Source organism: Pseudomonas sp. PS01303 (assembly GCF_029959385.1).
Lineage (GTDB): Bacteria > Pseudomonadota > Gammaproteobacteria > Pseudomonadales > Pseudomonadaceae > Aquipseudomonas > Aquipseudomonas rustica.
The window spans coordinates 41,542-59,098 of sequence record NZ_JASCPK010000005.1 but is presented as its reverse complement, the minus strand read 5'-3'; the positions used below and the strand labels follow the sequence as shown (position 1 = coordinate 59,098).

Annotated in this window: 15 protein-coding genes; 7 read left to right on the top strand and 8 right to left on the bottom strand. The window is 58.3% G+C overall.

Annotation, left to right across the window (positions count from 1 at the left end; genetic code table 11):
• Positions 1-105: 105 nt before the first annotated feature.
• The 5 genes from QMX93_RS03870 to QMX93_RS03850 all read right to left on the bottom strand — a co-directional run bounded on the left by QMX93_RS03870 (position 106) and on the right by QMX93_RS03850 (position 7,704).
• Positions 106-2,916, bottom strand: a complete 2,811-nt coding sequence (locus QMX93_RS03870) for an FAD-binding and (Fe-S)-binding domain-containing protein (protein ID WP_282352827.1) — start codon at positions 2,914-2,916, stop codon at positions 106-108.
• Complete coding sequence (locus QMX93_RS03865; protein ID WP_282352825.1) at positions 2,913-3,584, bottom strand: lactate utilization protein; 672 nt, start codon at positions 3,582-3,584, stop codon at positions 2,913-2,915. The genes QMX93_RS03870 and QMX93_RS03865 overlap by 4 nt, the downstream gene beginning before the upstream one ends.
• Complete coding sequence (locus QMX93_RS03860; RefSeq protein WP_282352823.1) at positions 3,584-5,038, bottom strand: LutB/LldF family L-lactate oxidation iron-sulfur protein; 1,455 nt, start codon at positions 5,036-5,038, stop codon at positions 3,584-3,586. The genes QMX93_RS03865 and QMX93_RS03860 overlap by 1 nt, the downstream gene beginning before the upstream one ends.
• The gene (locus tag QMX93_RS03855; RefSeq protein WP_282352821.1) at positions 5,035-5,859 is read right to left on the bottom strand and encodes a (Fe-S)-binding protein; all 825 of its coding nucleotides are present in this window, start codon (positions 5,857-5,859) and stop codon (positions 5,035-5,037) included. The genes QMX93_RS03860 and QMX93_RS03855 overlap by 4 nt, the downstream gene beginning before the upstream one ends.
• A 150-nt stretch (positions 5,860-6,009) precedes the next feature.
• Complete coding sequence (locus tag QMX93_RS03850; RefSeq protein WP_159812888.1) at positions 6,010-7,704, bottom strand: lactate permease LctP family transporter; 1,695 nt, start codon at positions 7,702-7,704, stop codon at positions 6,010-6,012.
• A gap of 262 nt (positions 7,705-7,966) precedes the next feature.
• Between QMX93_RS03850 and QMX93_RS03845 the strand changes: the two genes are divergently transcribed.
• Complete coding sequence (locus QMX93_RS03845) at positions 7,967-8,734, top strand: FCD domain-containing protein (RefSeq protein ID WP_212544105.1); 768 nt, start codon at positions 7,967-7,969, stop codon at positions 8,732-8,734.
• 119 nt (positions 8,735-8,853) lie between these two features.
• Here QMX93_RS03845 and smpB read toward each other — a convergent pair whose 3' ends face one another.
• Positions 8,854-9,336, bottom strand: coding sequence for an SsrA-binding protein SmpB (gene smpB, locus QMX93_RS03840; protein WP_008088297.1), 483 nt, complete (start codon positions 9,334-9,336; stop codon positions 8,854-8,856).
• Positions 9,337-9,455: 119 nt separating this feature from the next.
• On the opposite strand from smpB, the gene QMX93_RS03835 reads away from it, so the two are divergent.
• Genes QMX93_RS03835 through QMX93_RS03825 form a run of 3 tightly spaced genes read left to right on the top strand, consistent with a single transcriptional unit; the run spans position 9,456 to position 11,608 of the window.
• A complete protein-coding gene (locus tag QMX93_RS03835; protein ID WP_053117013.1) occupies positions 9,456-10,859 on the top strand; it encodes a sodium-dependent transporter in 1,404 nt (467 codons plus the stop codon).
• Positions 10,860-10,866: 7 nt separating this feature from the next.
• Positions 10,867-11,301: a type II toxin-antitoxin system RatA family toxin gene (locus QMX93_RS03830; RefSeq protein ID WP_282352813.1), complete on the top strand. Its 435-nt coding sequence runs from the start codon at positions 10,867-10,869 to the stop codon at positions 11,299-11,301.
• Positions 11,294-11,608, top strand: coding sequence for an RnfH family protein (locus QMX93_RS03825; protein WP_282352811.1), 315 nt, complete (start codon positions 11,294-11,296; stop codon positions 11,606-11,608). The genes QMX93_RS03830 and QMX93_RS03825 overlap by 8 nt, the downstream gene beginning before the upstream one ends.
• A gap of 60 nt (positions 11,609-11,668) precedes the next feature.
• Here the strand turns inward: QMX93_RS03825 and QMX93_RS03820 are convergent, their stop codons facing one another.
• On the bottom strand, positions 11,669-12,196 hold the full coding sequence (locus QMX93_RS03820; RefSeq protein ID WP_053117016.1) for an outer membrane protein assembly factor BamE: 528 nt from the start codon (positions 12,194-12,196) through the stop codon (positions 11,669-11,671).
• Between the two features lie 97 nt (positions 12,197-12,293).
• On the opposite strand from QMX93_RS03820, the gene fur reads away from it, so the two are divergent.
• Positions 12,294-12,698: a ferric iron uptake transcriptional regulator gene (fur, locus tag QMX93_RS03815; RefSeq protein WP_008088309.1), complete on the top strand. Its 405-nt coding sequence runs from the start codon at positions 12,294-12,296 to the stop codon at positions 12,696-12,698.
• 81 nt (positions 12,699-12,779) lie between these two features.
• On the opposite strand, the gene recN is transcribed toward fur, so the two are convergent.
• On the bottom strand, positions 12,780-14,453 hold the full coding sequence (recN, locus tag QMX93_RS03810; protein ID WP_282352806.1) for a DNA repair protein RecN: 1,674 nt from the start codon (positions 14,451-14,453) through the stop codon (positions 12,780-12,782).
• A 240-nt stretch (positions 14,454-14,693) separates the two neighbouring features.
• Between recN and grpE the strand changes: the two genes are divergently transcribed.
• Entirely contained in the window at positions 14,694-15,260 is a 567-nt protein-coding gene (grpE, locus tag QMX93_RS03805; protein ID WP_053117018.1) for a nucleotide exchange factor GrpE, read from the top strand.
• 102 nt (positions 15,261-15,362) lie between these two features.
• A complete protein-coding gene (dnaK, locus tag QMX93_RS03800; RefSeq protein ID WP_158830202.1) occupies positions 15,363-17,279 on the top strand; it encodes a molecular chaperone DnaK in 1,917 nt (638 codons plus the stop codon).
• Positions 17,280-17,557 lie beyond the last annotated feature (278 nt).

Below are 17,557 nucleotides of genomic sequence, written 5' to 3'. Positions count from 1 at the left end.
CAGACTTCGCTGACCCTGAGTGCTGGTCACCGAAAGAAGGAACGGCCCCGAGTGTTCGGGGCCTGTTCTGTGGACTGCGGTCTCGCGCAAGGGTTCTGATTTTCTTCAGCAGGCCTTCGCCTGAGTGACCCGATCGACCAGATAAACCAGGCCGTGATAGTCGATGCCGCCGTGTTGCGTCAGGCCGATTTCGCACGTGCGACTGGTGGAAATTCCTTCACTGCAATGCTGCACCGCGTCCTTCAGGGTGCGCAGCGAATGGCTGTTCAGCTCCGGGGTGGTGAAGCCCTTGTCGCCGGCAAAACCGCAGCAATGAATGCCTTCCGGAATCACCACGGTTTTGCTGCATTTGCGCGCCAGATCGATCAACGCTTGGCTTTCACCCAGGTGCTGAGTGCTGCAGGTCACATGCACGGCAATCGGTGCGTCTTGCGGGGTGAAATCCAGTCGATCGAGAAGATGCGTACGGATGAAGCGCACCGGGTCGTACAGATCGAGACGGGTTTCTCCTACGTCCTGCACCAGGCGCAACGTGCATGGGCTGGTGTCGCAATAAATCGGATCGAGACCGCCGCGACTGGCGTGAAGCAAGGCGCTGATCAACTCCTGACGCTTGTGTTCGGCTTGCTCGGCGTAGCCTTTTGAGGCGAAGGGCTGACCGCAGCAGAGGTTGTCCTGATTGTCCGGGAACACCACTTGGTAACCGGCCTTTTCCAGCAGTCCACGGGTTTTGTCGTAGAGCGACATCTGCTCTTTATCTCCCGCCGCCGGGCCCATGACCCGCGAGACACACGCGGCCAGATACACCACACGCGGGCGTTCGTCCGACACGCTCGGGCTGAAGCGAATGGCTTTCTCCGGTTGCGGCATCGCATTTGTCCACAACGGCACCTGGCCTTTGGACAAACGCGTCAGCGTTGCCGACAGTTTCGCCAGACGCGGCGCGCCGAGCATCATCCGCGCACCGTTGGCCACATGCAGAGTGAGGCGTGCGCCTTGCAGAGTCTTGGCGAAATTTCCTTCAATCCAGTCAGCCGTTTTCTGATGCGTTGCGTGTCGGCCACGGAGCTTTTTCACCAGCTCGCCGGTATTGATGCCTACAGGACAACGTTGTGCGCACAGACCGGTGGCGGCGCAGGTTTCGATGCCTTGGTATTCGTAGGCTTTTTCCAGTTCGGTGGTGTCGACGCCGGCACGTTTTTTCGCCTGAATATCGCGCCAGATCACGATGCGTTGGCGCGGGCTCAGGGTCAGTCCTTTCGACGGGCAGACCGGTTCGCAGAAGCCGCACTCGATGCATTTATCCACAATCTCATCGGCCGCCGGCAGTGGCTTCAAGTGCTTTAGATGGATCTGCGGATCTTCGCTGAGCACGACGTCCGGGTTGAGAATGCCGCTAGGGTCGAGCAGACGTTTCAGTTGCCACATCAGTTGATAGGCGTCGCTGCCCCATTCCAGTTCCACGAACGGCGCCATGTTGCGCCCGGTGCCGTGCTCGGCTTTCAGCGAGCCGCCGAACTCCACGGCGACCAGTTGCGCGACGTCATCCATGAACGCTTGATAGCGTGCGACTTCTTCCGGGTTGTTGAAGCCTTGAGTGAAGACAAAGTGCAGATTACCTTCCAGCGCATGTCCGAAAAGGATCGCTTCGTCGTAGGAATGTTTGTCGAACAGCTCGATCAAACGGTTCACGCCGATGGCCAGTTGTTCGACCGGGAAGGTCACGTCTTCGATGATCACCGTGGTGCCGGTTTTACGTACGGCGCCGACGGCAGGGAAGGTGTCTTTGCGAATGGCCCAGAGCTTGGCGTTCTCGGCGGGGTCTTCGGTGAAGTCGACCTGCTTCTCCACCGGGAAACCACCGAGCGACGCCATGATTTGCGCCAGTTGTTCCTGTAGGAGTGCAGAGGTCGCCGCGCGGGATTCGATCAGTAGCGCGCAGGCATTGTTCGACAGTTGTTGTACGAAAGCGGGCATGCCGGGTTTGTCTTGCACCGAGCGCAGACTGCGGCGATCCAGCAGTTCTACGGCGGACACCGGTTGGCTTTTCAGCACGGTAACCGCGTTGCAGCAGGTTTCCACATCGGGGAAGACGATCAGCGCCGAGGCCTTGTTCGGGTGATCGATCACTGTGTCGTACGTCACCGCGCTGATGAAGCCGAGCGTGCCTTCGGAGCCGACCAGCAAGTGGCTCAAGATATCCACAGGCTCGTCGAAATCCACCAGGGCGTTGAGTGACAGGCCGGTGGTATTTTTCAGACGGTATTTGTGGCGGATTCGTGCAGCCAGTTCAGCGTTGGCGCGGGTCTCGCGGCCCAACGTCGCCAAGCGTTCGAGCAGTTCGCCGTGGCTGGCGTGGAATGCCGCGACACTCGCCGCGTCTTCGGTATCGAGCCGTGTGCCATCGGCCAACACCAAGCGAATCCCGGCCAGCGTGTGATAGGTATTTTGCGCGGTGCCGCAGCACATGCCGCTGGCGTTGTTGGCGACGATGCCGCCGATTTTGCAGGCGTTGATCGACGCCGGATCCGGGCCGATCTTGCGTCCGAACGGCGCCAGCCACGCATTGGCTTGCGCACCGATTACCCCCGGTTGCAGACGAATCTGTGTGCCTTGGCCACGGATCTCGCGCGCGTTCCAGTTATCCCCAAGCACAATCAACACGGAATCGCTGATTGCTTGCCCGGACAGACTGGTACCCGCCGCGCGGAAGGTCACCGGGACATGGTCACGTTGGGCCAGTTTCAGCAGCGCAACCACTTCATCTTCGGATTCAACGCGGATCACCAACTGCGGAATCAGCCGATAAAAACTCGCATCGGTGCCGAAGGCCAGCGTCGATAACGGATCATCAAAACGGCGCTCGGCCGGAATCAGTTGCTGCGCATCACGCAGGAAATTCACTGGAAGCGTCATTGGTCCTCCAGGATCAGCACCACGAGGTCTTTCGGGCCGTGGGCGCCGTAGGCAAGCACTTGTTCAATGTCGGCGGTTTTCGACGGGCCGGACACCAGCAACGCATTGGTCGGCATGCCTTGCGCCCATTCGAATTCCTGTTGAACCTGATAAAAGTTGTCGCGGATTTCGCTGGCCTTGAGCAGGGCGAAATGCACCGGCGGTACCAGACTCATCAACCGTGGTTCTTCGCGGGTTGGCCACAGAATCAGGCTGCCGGTGGCGGCGATCGCGCCAAGGGTGCCGGTGAGGCTGGCCGGAGTGTCGTTGAACAGCTCGGCTTTCCATTCTTCCATTGGACGGTCGTAGGATTTCAGCGTCGGCAGCTCAGGATTATTCGCCCAGTGTTGTGTGATTTTCTGCCCGTGGGCGGTAGTCGGTGCAATCAACAGGCTCGGTAGCTGACGATCGCGCAGCAATTGCGCGAGCAGCGCCGGCCATTCTTCGCCCGAAGTCATGTGAATTTCGGTGTGCACCGCTTCCATCAGTTTGCGCAGTTGCGGGATGCGTTGTTCGGCGCTGTAGGTGTAAGGCCGCGTCACCAGATCGACATCGAAGTCGTCGGCAATCGGCGTGGCGCCGGTCAGACTTTTCCGCAGTTTGCCGAGGATATTTTGCTTGGCGCTCATCAGCGATCTCCCTGTTTGGCCAGATGCTCGCGGGCCATGTCGTGCAGTGAGCGGGCGGCGGGTTTTGGTGCGCTGTGGTTTTGTGTCCACGGGCCGACGTTGCTTGGCGTCAGCGCGCGCAGGCGCGTGGCGAAGAATCCGAACAATCGATACAAGGTTGGCGAGCTATTGAGCCTGGCCCAGGCGTTCCAGATAAAACGTTCCTTGCGCGAATACTTGCTGCCCTGACCGCGCATCACTTGATGGGGACTGTCCGGGGCTTTGACGTTTTCTTCGCGCAAGCGCCGCAGGATTGCCGGGATGGGAATTTTTACCGGGCAGACTTCACCGCAGGCACCGCACAGCGATGACGCGCTCGGGTGATCCGGGACTTTTGCCAGGCCAACCATGTGCGGGGTGATGATTTTGCCGATCGGCCCCGGATAAACCTCGCCATAGGTATGACCGCCGACGCGGGTATAAACCGGGCAGTGGTTCATGCAGGCGCCACAGCGGATGCAGTTCAAGGTCTGACGCAATTCACTGTCGGCGAAAGCCTGGCTGCGACCGTTGTCGAGCAGCACAAGATGCACTTCCTGCGGGCCGTCGAGTTCGTGTTCTTTGCGCGGGCCGGAGATCATGTTGACGTAAGTGGTGATCGGAATGCCCAGCGCCGAGCGTGTCAGCAGCGACAATAACGGCACCACGTCGCGCAAGTTTTCAACAACTTTTTCGATGCCGGTGACGGCGATGTGCACGGGCGGCACGGTGGTGGTCATGCGGCCGTTGCCTTCGTTTTCCACCAGCAGCAGGGTGCCGGTTTCGGCGACGGCGAAGTTGACACCGGAGACGCCGATGTCCGCTTCGAAGAATTTCTGCCGCAGGACTCTGCGACCGATCTGAATGAGTTGGTCAACGTCCTTGGTGTATTCCACGCCAAGTTTGTCGTGGAACAAGGACGCGACCTGACCGGCATTCTTGTGGATCGCCGGCATAATGATGTGTGAAGGCTTCTCGTGGTCGAGCTGGACGATGTATTCCCCCATATCGGACTCCAGGCATTCAATGCCTTGAGCCTCGAGGAAATGGTTCATCTCCATCTCTTCGCTGACCATCGATTTGCCCTTGATCACTTGCCGCGCCTCGTGAGCACGGATGATCGATAAGACGATGCCATTGGCCTCGTCCACCGTTTCCGCCCAGTGCACTGTCACACCGTTGCGGGTCAGGTTTGTTTCCAGTTGCTCGAGCAGGTCGGGCAACTTGGAGAGCGCGCGGGCTCTGATCGAGTTGCCCAGAGCACGCAAGTGTTCTCTTTCGTGGGCATCGCCGAAAGCGGCTGCCCGTTTGGTCATCAATGAATCCATCGCAGTGCGGAAGTTGTTCCGCAGTTGCTGATCACCCAAGGCGTTGTGGGCCCGGGTGCGGAAATCTTCTTCTACGGCGACCGTAGGAATAATCGCGGAAGTGCTCATTGCGCACCTCCGGTTCGTTGCCACAGAAAGCTGGCGAGATGTTGCCCGCGTAGCGTTTCTTTTTGTTTCTCCAATGCGCCGTTGATGTTCATCAAACAGCCACAGTCGGCGCTCAACACCTGATGCGCGCCGGAATCCTTCAGCGATCGGGTCTTGTCAGCCACCATCGCGCCGGAAATGTCTGGCATACGGACGCTGAATGTTCCGCCGAAGCCACAGCATTCGCTTTCGTGGTCGTGGTTGACCCGTTCCACGTTGCTCAACTGCGCCAACAACTCGCGGCCATGCAGGTGGGTGTTCATTTCGCGGCGTGCCGAACACGAAGTGTGCAGGGCGACTTTGACCGGGTCGCCGCTGTCCTTGAGCTGCACCTTGCAGACGAACAGTAGAAACTCGGCCAGTTCATAGGTGCGGGCCGCGAGGGCCTGAACCTGTTTCAACGTGTCCGGCTCGTCCTTGAACAAGTCGGCGTAATGCTCGCGCAGCATGCCCGCGCAGGAACCCGACGGCACCACCACCGGATAATCGCCGGCAAACAGCGCCAGTTGCGAGCGCGCTACCGTCCGCGCCTGCTCGGTGTAACCCGAGGTGTAGGCCGGTTGACCGCAGCAACTCTGCCCTTGCGGGTACTCGACCCGAATCCCTTCGCGCTCCAGCAAGTGGATGGCGTCCATCCCGGCTTCGGGGTAGAACAGATCAACCACGCACGTCCCGAACAGATAAACCTGCGACGGTTTCTCGCTGGGGTATTGCCGAGGTTCGGGCAGTGGCGGTGCCACGCGGGTCGCGTTCGGCACAGCGTTGTAAAAAAGCTCGCTCATCAGGCGTGTCTCCGGGTGGTCCCGGTTATCCGTCCGCTGAGGCTGCTGAATATAGAGAGTGTTGCTTTCAGCAGCCTTACAGACCGGGTGGTGAATTGCTGACGCCGGCATCACGAACCGGCGTCGGTTTTTTCCATGGTTCTTGTAGGTTTAGTGCACCAGCATGCCGGTGAACCAGTAGGCCTGAGCCAGGGTGATCAGACCGACAATCGTTGCAAAGAATAGGCTGTGCTTGAGGGTGAAGCGGAACAGATCCGATTCCTTGCCGACCAAACCGGTCGCGGCGCAGGCCACGGCGATCGATTGTGGCGAGATCATTTTGCCGGTCACGCCGCCGCTGGTATTGGCCGCTACCAGCAGGACGTCGTTGACGCCGATCTGGTGCGCGGTGGTCGCTTGCAGCGAACTGAACAGCGCGTTGGACGAAGTATCCGAACCGGTGAGGAACACGCCGAGCCAGCCGAGGAACGGCGAGAAGAACGGGAAGGCCGCGCCAGTACCGGCCAACACCAGGGCCATGGTTGAGGACATGCCGGAGTAGTTGGTGACAAAGGCGAACGCCAACACCATGCCGATCGACAGAATAGGCCAGCGCAGTTCGTAGAAGGTCTCTTTCAAAGTGGTCAGACCAGTTTTGAAATTGATCTTCAGCACCAGCATCGAGATCAGCGCCGAGAAGAAAATCGCCGTGCCGGTCGCGGAAATCGGGTCGAGCTTGAACACCGCTGGAATCGCGGTTGGCGCAGCAACGATCGGTGCGGTCTTGATCACCAGTTGATCAAGGTGCGGAATTGCGAAGTTGAACACCCAGCTGTACATCGAGCCGCCAGCGGCGAACATCGCTTTGAAAGGCTTCAGCGTCCAGATGGTCACCAGCACGGTGAGGATCAGGAACGGCGACCACGCTTTGAAAATTTCCCCGAGACTGTAAGGCGAAGCCACGGTGGTGCGCTTCTGGCCGAAACCACCGACGCTGGCGGTAATCGCTGCGCTGGAGGTAGCGCCTGCGATTTGTGCGCCGGCGGTGCGTTTCGGTTGCCAGACTTTGAGGAACAGGGTCAGGGAAATCAGGCTCGCCAGCGCCGAAGTGATGTCCGGCAGTTCCGGGCCAATGAAGTTGGAGGTGAAGTATTGGGTGATGGCGAAGCTCAGGCCCGCGACCAATGCAGCCGGCCAGGTTTCACGAACGCCGCGCAGGCCGTCCATCATGAACACCAGCCAGAACGGCACGAACAGCGACAGCAGCGGCAGTTGGCGACCGGTCATGGCGCCGATCTTGAACGCGTCAATCCCGGTCACTTGGCCGGCAACGATGATCGGAATCCCCAAGGCGCCGAACGCAACCGGTGCGGTGTTGGCGATCAGGCAAAGGCCGGCGGCGTACAGCGGGTTGAAGCCCAACCCGACAAGTAGCGCGGCGGTAATCGCCACGGGCGCGCCGAAACCGGCGGCACCTTCCAGGAATGCACCGAAGCAGAAACCGATCAGCAGCACTTGCAGACGCTGGTCGTCAGTAATCGATAACACCGAACTGCGAATGACCTCGAACTGACCACTTTTCACCGTCAGTTTGTAGAGGAACACCGCCGCGACAATGATCCAGGCAATCGGCCACAAACCGTAGGCAAAACCATAACCGGCGGCGGCGAAAGCCATGTCGACCGGCATTTGAAACGCGAAGATCGCCACGGCAATCGACAGGGCGAGGGTGATGCTCCCGGCCACGTGGCCCTTGAGACGGAACACCGCCAGCGCGAGGAAAAAGAACACGATGGGGATGACGGCCGCGAGTGCGGACACGCCGAGACTGCCGAGCGGGCTGTAGAGTTGTTGCCAGGTTTGCATATGGGGTGGCCCCTAATTGTTGTTGGTCAGGCACTGTCAGCGTTCTTGGTTAATTGGTAAGACCAATTTACAATCGCTGTTGGCTAGGGTAAAAGCCTTGGTATCGGTGTGTCAATTTGTCGCCCTAAAACTTTTGTCGAACGTGCAGCGCAGATCGCGTCTGATCCGCTTCGACGAAGTGGCGTCTGGTAGGTGTCGGCAAGGCGCCGATAGGCCAGAATAGAGAGCCCGGCGAGCGGTCGGGATCGTGGAGAAGTGAGTTATGGGGTTTGATCAGATACGTCAGCGCCGTTTGTCTGACGATATTGTCGAGCGACTCGAGGGGATGATCCTTGAGGGCACGCTGAAGTCCGGTGAACGGCTTCCGGCGGAGCGCACGCTGGCCGAGCAATTCGGCGTATCGCGTCCGTCATTGCGTGAGGCGATTCAGAAGCTCGCGGCCAAAGGCTTGCTGGTCAGCCGTCAGGGCGGCGGTAACTATGTGGTGGAAAGCCTGGGCTCAACGTTCAGCGATCCGCTGCTGCATCTGCTCGAAAACAATCCTGAAGCGCAGCGCGACTTGCTCGAGTTTCGCCACACCCTGGAGGCATCGTGTGCCTATTACGCAGCATTGCGCGCGACGGACGTCGATCGTGAACGGCTGACGGCGGCGTTCGATGAGTTGCAGGATTGCTACTCGCGCCACGACGAAGTCAGTCGCGTGGAGGAGGGCGCGGCAGATGCGAAATTCCATCTGGCGATTGCTGAAGCCAGTCATAACGCGGTGTTGCTGCACACCATTCGTGGCTTGTTTGATCTGCTCAAGCGCAACGTGGTGACCAACATTGGCGGCATGTACAAGCAGCGCACGGAAACCCGCGACATGCTGATCACCCAGCATCGGGAATTGTATCTGGCGATTATTGAAGGTCGCGCGGAGCAAGCGCGGGAAGTCTCCAGCCGACACATTTTGTATGTGCAGGAAGTGCTGGAAGAGGTGCGGCAGGAGGTTCAGCGCATGGCTCGGGCGGAGCGGCGCAAGGGCATGTGATTTTTTAAAGCAAAAGATCGCAGCCTGCGGCAGCTCCTACAGGGAAATGCGAATTCCTGTGTAGGAGCTGCCGAAGGCTCGGGCCGCGATCGGACGATCTTTGCTTTCAAAGGCGAAGACTAGTCTTCCTTGCCCTTGTTGCGCACAGCACGCTGCAGCTCACGACCGGCGTCGCGCTCGCGTTCGGTGTCACGCTTGTCGTATTCCTTCTTGCCCTTGCCCAGAGCAATCTCGCACTTGACCATGTGCTTGCTCCAGTACCAGGACAGGCAGACGCAGGCGTAACCCTTTTGCTGCACCATCGCGGCGAGTTTTTCCAGCTCGCGGCGGTTGAGCAGCAATTTGCGTGTGCGCACCGGGTCAGCGATGACATGGGTACTTGCGGTCATCAGAGGCGTGATGTGGCTACCGAGCAGCCACGCTTCGCCATCCTTGAGCAGGACATAGCTGTCAACCAGCTGTAGCTTGCTTGCCCGCAGACTTTTTACTTCCCAGCCGGCCAGGACCAGACCAGCCTCGAACTTATGCTCGATGAAGTAATCGTGTCGCGCCTTTTTGTTCTGCGCGATGGTCCCTGTTGGGTGTTTCTTCTGTTTAGCCATAGGGGCGGCATTATATGGAGATAAACGGCCGTCGGCTACGGTGATGCTGCGTGCTTGAGCAGGTTGAGTGAATCCCGGACAATGCGGCCTCTTTTTCTAACGCTTGGGCGTGATAAACGATGTCGACAGACAAGGTTTCTGTCCACGGCAGTTGGGCTAGCCGCTGGGTATTCATACTCGCCGCGACCGGTTCGGCCGTGGGACTGGGTAGTATCTGGAAATTCCCCTACATGGTCGGGGTCTACGGCGGCGGTGCGTTTGTACTGATGTTTCTGGCGTGTATCGCCCTGATCGGCATCCCGGTCATGCTCGCTGAAACCCTGATCGGCCGCCGCGCGCGGCAGAGTCCGGCGAATGCCTTGAAGGTATTGGCGCTGGAAGCCGGGCACTCGGCCAAATGGTCGTGGGGCGCGTTTGCCGGGATGATCACGGCGCTGCTGATCCTGTCTTTCTATAGTGTGGTCGGCGGCTGGTCGCTGGATTACATCGTCGACATGGGGCGCGGCGACTTCCAGGGCGCGACGGCCGATCAAGTCGGTGCGTATTTCGGCAATGTCATCGCCGATCCATGGCGCCTGACACTTTGGCACACGATTTTTATGCTGCTGTCCGCCTTCGTCATCGCCAAAGGCGTGGTCGCCGGGCTGGAACGCAGCCTGCGCATCATGATGCCGTTGCTGTTTGTGATGGTGCTGGTGTTGCTCGGTTACAGCATGACCACTGGGCATTTCATGGAAGGCGTGCATTTCATGTTCGACTTCCACCCGGAAAAAGTTCTCGACGGTCTGTTGCCTGCGATGGGCCACGCGTTCTTCTCGCTGAGCGTTGGCGTCGGCTCGATCATGATCTACGGCGCGTACATGCCGAAGAACGCGTCGCTGTCCGGCACGGTGGTCGGCGTGGCGTTGCTTGATACATTTGTTTCGCTGGTCGCCGGTCTGGCGTTGTTCCCGATCGTCTTCGCCGCCGGCCTGAACCCGAGCGAAGGCCCGGGCCTGATGTTCGTCAGCCTGCCATTTGCCTTTGGTAACGTAGCCTTCGGCCAATTGATGGGCGTGGTGTTCTTCGTGCTGGTCGCCGTCGCGGCCTGGAGCTCGGCGATTTCCCTGCTCGAACCGATGGTGGCGTATCTGGTTGAACGCACCAAAGTCAGCCGCGCCTGGGTGACGTTCTGGTTGGCGTTCACCTGCTGGTTCGTCGGTTTGGGCACGGTGTTTTCCTTCAATATCTGGAAGGAAGCCAAATTTTTCGTGAACGAAGACGGTCTGTTCCACCTCTACCAATGGGGTGCGAAGAGCGGTCTGGACTTCTTCGGTGTGATCGATTTCTTCACCTCGCGGATCATGTTGCCGCTCGGTGGCCTGTGTTTTGTATTGTTCGCCGGATGGGTGATGGGGCGTGAAGCGGTGCGTGACGAGTTGTCGATCCGCAACCCGAAACTGTTTGCCCTGTCTCTGTTCTTGATGCGCTACGTGGCGCCAATCGGCATTGTTGTAGTGTTTGCCGCTCAGCTCTGGAAGTAACGCTTACATGACGACTCATATTCAACGCTCAGCCCTGTTGCCATACCCGGCGCAATTCCTTTACGACCTGGTCAACGACGTGGCGCGTTACCCGGAATTTCTGCCGTGGTGCTCGGCGGCCGAGGTGCTGGAAAGCTCGCCTGAGCACATGCGCGCCAGTGTAGGCGTGTCGAAGGGCGGGCTGAGTCAGCATTTCGTCACGCGCAATACGCTGGTGCCGGGGCAGTCGATCGAGATGAATCTTGAGGAAGGCCCGTTCAACCAGTTGCACGGCGTCTGGGTATTCAAGGCGTTGAACGAGAAGGCCTGCAAGATCAGCCTGGATTTATCGTTCGATTACGCCGGGCCGCTGGTGCGTGCGACGTTGGGGCCGCTGTTCAATCAGGCTGCCAACACGTTGGTGGATGCGTTCTGCCAGCGCGCCAAGCAGATACATGGTTAAGCCGGTGATCGAGATAGAAGTGGTGTATGCCGCGGTTGATCGCCAGGTTCTGGGCACGGTCAGCGTGGCAGAGGGTACGACAGTACGTGCTGCAGTGCTCGCTTCGGGTATTGCTGGCGCGTTTCCTGAGCTGAATCTGGCGGAGTGTCCGTTGGGGGTTTTCGGCAAGGTAGTGCCGAATCCCGATTCGCGGGTGATTCAGGCAGGCGAGCGCATCGAGATTTATCGCCCTTTGCTCGCTGATCCGAAGGAAGTTCGACGCTTGCGTGCAGCCAAAGCGGCTGAGGCAAAAGCCCGAAATCTTTAAGATGCCAAACGCCAGACAATAAAAAACCCGGAATTTCCGGGTTTTTTATTGCGTCGCAAATTATTGCGGCGTGGTGTCCAGCGGCTCTGGTGTCGGAACCGGAACGGTTTCCACACCATCGACGTCCTTCTGGATCTGATCCAGCAAGGAACCTGGCTTGACCGGTTTTTCCGGTGCTGGCTTCTCGGTGTTTTCAGCAGGAGCGGTCACGTTAGTGCCACTGTCCTTACCGAGAATGGCTTCGTCACGGCTGACGCCCGGCATAAAGTCACCGGACAAGCTGACAAGCTGGTCGTTGGAATTGAAGATAACGCTGACGCGTTCCTGTTGGCGTTCACCGCCACCCGGTTGCAGGCTATACAGGTAATCCCAGCGATCGGCATGGAACGTGTCGGTCAGCAGGGGGTTACCCATAATAAACCGTACTTGCGGCCGGGTCATTCCCGGGCGTAACTGGTCTATCATATCCTGCGTGACGACATTGCCCTGCTGGATGTCGATTTTGTAAACCCCGGGGAATGAACAACCGGCGAGTGCGAGCAGTCCCACAAAGGTGAAACTGGTTAGCAAGAGCTTGGTGTTTTGCATCGGTGGGCGACTTCCACTATCTTGGCTGGGACAACGTAAACGCCGATCATACCCGCATTAAGAGAAGCTGCGAAGCAGCATCGCGAGAAAGCTGACCATGGTTGAAAATAGCGAACTACGCAAAGCCGGCCTCAAAGTGACCCTGCCACGGGTCAAGATCCTGCAAATGCTCGACTCTACCGAGCAGCGTCACATGAGTGCCGAGGACGTCTACAAGGCGTTGATGGAAGCTGGCGAGGACGTCGGTCTGGCCACGGTTTACCGTGTTCTGACCCAGTTCGAAGCAGCTGGCCTGGTGGTCCGTCACAACTTCGACGGCGGCCACGCGGTATTCGAACTGGCTGACGGTGGCCACCACGACCATATGGTCAACGTGGAAACCGGTGAAGTGATCGAGTTCTTCGACGAAGAAATCGAAAAACTTCAGAAGTCGATCGTCGAGAAGCATGGCTTTGAGATGGTTGATCACAACCTGGTGCTGTACGTCCGCAAGAAAAAGTAAGCATGTCGCGCGAATTCAGGTTCGCGAAACGAGCGAAGGCGACCCAAGGGTCGCCTTCGTGCTTTCTATTGTTTCAAAATCTTAAACTTTCGCGGTAACCACCATTTTTTTTGCGTGAGCCAACGATTCCTTGGTCAGATCGATGCCGCCGAGCATCCGCGCGACTTCTTCTATTCGTTCGGTCTTGCTCAGCTTGGACACGGCTGTGTGGGTTGCCTCATCGCCACGCACTTTGTGCACAAACAGGTGCTGATGACCCTGCGCGGCCACCTGCGGCAAATGCGTCACCGTCAGTACCTGTCCGCGTTCACCCAAGCGACGTAGCAACTGGCCGACAATTTCCGCCGTCGGGCCACCAATGCCCACGTCCACTTCGTCGAATACCAGCGTTGGCACCCGGGATGTCTGCGCAGTGATCACCTGAATCGCCAGGCTGATCCGCGACAGTTCACCACCGGACGCCACTTTAGCAAGCGCTTTGAGCGGTTGCCCGGGGTTGGCGCTGACCAACAATTCGACCTGTTCCAAGCCGTTCGGCAGCAGTTCGTCACTGCTGTTGGCGCGCAGCTCGATGGTGAATCGGCCGCCGGGCATGCCCAGACGCTGAATCTCTTGTTCCACTGCACTGGCAAGGCTGCCGGCGGCCTGATGGCGCAAATCGCTCAGCTCGCGGGCCTTCTCTTGATAATGACGGGCGTAGGACGCCAGCTCATCACCCAGACGCTCGATGGATTCATCGTTGGCATTCAGGGTTTCGATTTCATCCAGCAGCTTCTGCTGCATTTCCGCGACTTCAGTCGGCTGGATTCGGTGTTTGCGCGCTAGCGTATAAATAGCGTCGAGGCGTTCTTCCAGATATTGCAGGCGTGCCGGATCGGCATCGAAGTTGTCGAGGAATCGATTGAGTTCGCCCACCGCCTCTTCAACCTGAATCTGCGCGCTGGTCAGCAAGCTGCTGGCTTCGCCCAGTGCGCCGACCGAATTATTCACGCTCGACAGACGATTGAGACTGGCGGTCAGCGCGTTCAGGACATTACCCGAGTCACTTTCGCTGCATTGCTCGACCACTTGCCGGCAAATGCCCAGCAAGGTTTCAGCGTTGGTCAGGTTTTTGTGTTCCTGCTCCAGTTGCTCCAGTTCGTTATCGCCGAGACCGAGGTTTTCCAGTTCTTCGAGCTGATAGCTGAGCAGTTGATGGCGCGCGCGTTGTTCGTCGCCGGAATTGGAAAGGCGCTCCAGTTCCTGACGGGTCTGACGCCAGCGCTGGGCGGCCAGATGAACCTGGCGGGCCAGATCGGTCGCGCCGGCATATTCGTCGAGCAAGCGGCGATGGGTATCGGTTTTCAGCAGCGACTGGTGTTCATGCTGGCTGTGGATATCGATCAGCAATTCGCCAAGGGACTTGAGGTCGCCGAGTGGGCAGGGCGTGCCGTTGATGTAGCCACGCGAACGGCCTTCGCTGGTGATGACCCGACGGAGGATGCACGGGCCGTCGATGTCCAGATCGCGCTCGGCCAGCCAGGCGCTGGCCTCAGGGATGTCGACCAGATCGAACGTCGCGAGGATGTCGGCCTTGTCGGCGCCCGGGCGAACCACGCCGCTGTCGGCACGATCGCCCAGGGTCAGGCCGAGGGCGTCGAGCATGATCGACTTGCCGGCGCCGGTTTCCCCTGTGATCACGCTCATCCCGCGATCAAGTTCGAGATCGAGATGTTCAACGATGGCGTAGTTATGTACGGACAGGTGCACCAGCATAAAGGCCGCTCCCAGGCTTTAGGTCTGGTTATTTATACAGTGTTTTGTTTCGGCCTGACAATGCCCTCGCTTAGCTCGATTTGCTTGAACCGCAAAACTTCTTAGCGCATCAGGGAATGAGAATGCGGCACTTTTTTGTAGGGTTAATGCTTGAAGGCCCTTGAAGCCTGATTTTGCGGCCCCATATATCGGGACAGAAGCGCGGGTCAGGCTCGCGGAAGAAATTGAAAGGAGAATTCTATGGCTGACGAACAGACAGTAGATACGCAAAACCCAGATGCCCCTCAGGCGCCGGAAGGTTCGAGTGATGACCTGGCGACCCGTGTGCAAGTGCTCGAAGAGCAATTGGCCGCAGCGCAAGATCAATCTCTGCGCGTAGCTGCCGATCTGCAGAACGTCCGCCGCCGTGCCGAACTGGACGTCGAGAAGGCGCACAAGTTCGCCCTGGAGAAATTCGCCAGCGACCTGCTGCCGATCGTCGACAGTCTGGAGCGCGGTCTCGAGTTGTCGAACCCGGACGACGAAAGCATCCGTCCGATGCGTGAAGGCATCGAGCTGACGTTGAAAATGTTCCACGACACCCTCAAGCGTTATCAGCTTGAAGCGATCGATCCGCATGGCGAACCGTTCAACGCTGTTTACCATCAGGCGATGGCTGCACAAGAAAGCGCCGACGTAGAACCGAACAGCGTTCTGAAGGTGTTTCAGAAGGGCTACCAGCTCAACGGTCGCCTGTTGCGCCCGGCCATGGTTGTGGTCAGCAAGGCGCCTGCGCCAATTTCGCCTTCGATTGACGAGAAGGCTTGAAATTAGCCGCAAGGCCCCCATTTAGAAGTCAAGCGTTTAAGTGCTACCGCAGTCAGCCACCACTGCTGCGGCATCCAAATCCAAAGTTTCGGGAGAGTTAACATGGGCAAAATTATCGGTATCGACCTGGGGACCACCAACTCCTGCGTCTCCGTGCTGGAAAACGGCAAAGCAAAAGTTATTGAAAACGCTGAAGGCGCGCGTACCACGCCGTCGATCATCGCTTACGCCAACGATGGCGAAATCCTGGTAGGTCAGTCGGCCAAGCGTCAGGCTGTGACCAACCCGCACAACACTCTGTACGCAGTAAAGCGTCTGATCGGTCGTCGTTTCGACGAAGAAGTTGTGCAGAAAGACATTCAGATGGTGCCGTACAAGATCGCCAAGGCTGACAACGGCGACGCTTGGGTTGAAGTGAACGGCCAGAAAATGGCGCCGCCACAAATCTCGGCTGAAATTCTGAAGAAGATGAAGAAGACCGCCGAAGACTACCTCGGCGAGCCAGTGACCGAAGCGGTCATCACTGTTCCGGCCTACTTCAACGACAGCCAGCGTCAGGCGACCAAAGACGCCGGCCGCATCGCGGGTCTGGACGTAAAACGTATCATCAACGAACCAACCGCAGCCGCTCTGGCCTACGGTATGGACAAGGCCAAGGGCGATCACACCGTGATCGTTTATGACCTGGGTGGCGGTACTTTCGACGTCTCCGTGATCGAAATCGCTGAAGTTGACGGCGAGCACCAGTTCGAAGTGTTGGCCACCAACGGTGACACGTTCCTGGGCGGTGAAGACTTTGACATTCGTCTGATCGACTACCTCGTCGACGAATTCAAGAAAGAAAGCGGCATGAACCTCAAAGGTGACCCGCTGGCGATGCAGCGCCTGAAAGAAGCCGCTGAGAAAGCCAAGATCGAACTGTCCTCGAGCCAGTCGACCGACGTTAACCTGCCGTACATCACTGCAGATGCGACCGGTCCTAAGCACCTGAACGTGAAAATCTCGCGTGCCAAGCTTGAAGCACTGGTTGAAGACCTGGTTCAGCGCACCATCGAACCTTGCCGCATCGCCATGAAAGATGCTGGTCTGGACGTTGGCGCGATCAACGACGTGATTCTGGTCGGTGGTCAGACCCGTATGCCGCTGGTACAGAAGCTGGTAACCGATTTCTTCGGTAAAGAAGCACGTAAAGACGTGAACCCGGACGAAGCTGTTGCCATGGGTGCTGCGATTCAGGGCGCTGTTCTGGCCGGTGACGTGAAAGACGTTCTGCTGCTCGACGTCAGCCCGCTGACCCTGGGTATCGAAACCATGGGTGGCGTGATGACCGCGCTGATCGAGAAAAACACCACGATTCCTACCAAGAAATCGCAAGTGTTCTCGACTGCCGACGACAACCAGGGCGCTGTGACCATTCACGTGCTGCAGGGTGAGCGCAAGCAAGCCACTCAGAACAAGTCCTTGGGCAAGTTCGACCTGGCCGACATTCCACCTGCACCACGTGGCGTGCCACAGATCGAAGTAACCTTCGACATCGACGCCAACGGCATCCTGCACGTCGGCGCGAAAGACAAGGCTACCGGCAAGACTCAGTCGATCGTGATCAAGGCCAACTCCGGTCTGTCCGATGACGAAATTCAGCAAATGATTCGTGATGCTGAAGTCAACGCTGAAGAAGACCGCAAGTTCGAAGAACTGGCCGCTGCCCGTAACCAGGGTGATGCACTGGTTCACTCGACTCGCAAAATGGTTGCTGACGCGGGCGACAAAGTCACCGCCGAAGAGAAGACTGCGATCGAAGCGGCTGTGGTTGCTCTGGAAGCCGCTGTCAAAGGCGACGACAAGGCTGCTATCGAAGCGAAGGTTGAAGAGTTGTCGAAAGTCTCCGCTCCGGTTGCTCAGAAGATGTACGCCGAACAGGCTCAGCCAGCTGATGGCGCAGCCCCGCAAGGCGAATCGGCTGAGAAGGCTGACGACGTTGTCGATGCAGAGTTCGAAGAAGTCAAAGACCACAAGTAAGTTGTTGGTCGGCCGGTTGACTGCCTTCGGGCAGTGACTGGTAGGATGTCGCCGCGCGGGAGCTAGCTCCCGCGTTGGCGTATCTGGAATACGCGAATTTTTACAGCATGCGACAACGTTCGGATGCTGGCGGTATGGCCGGGAATGCTCCTGCTTTTCGCGCCGCAAGTACCGCAGAATCAAAGACCAGGATCGTTGAATTGACGTGAGTTGGGTCCGGGCCTGTATTGGGGCTCAACGAGTTTGGCGATCCTCAGGAGGGGTTTGCCGGACGTCCT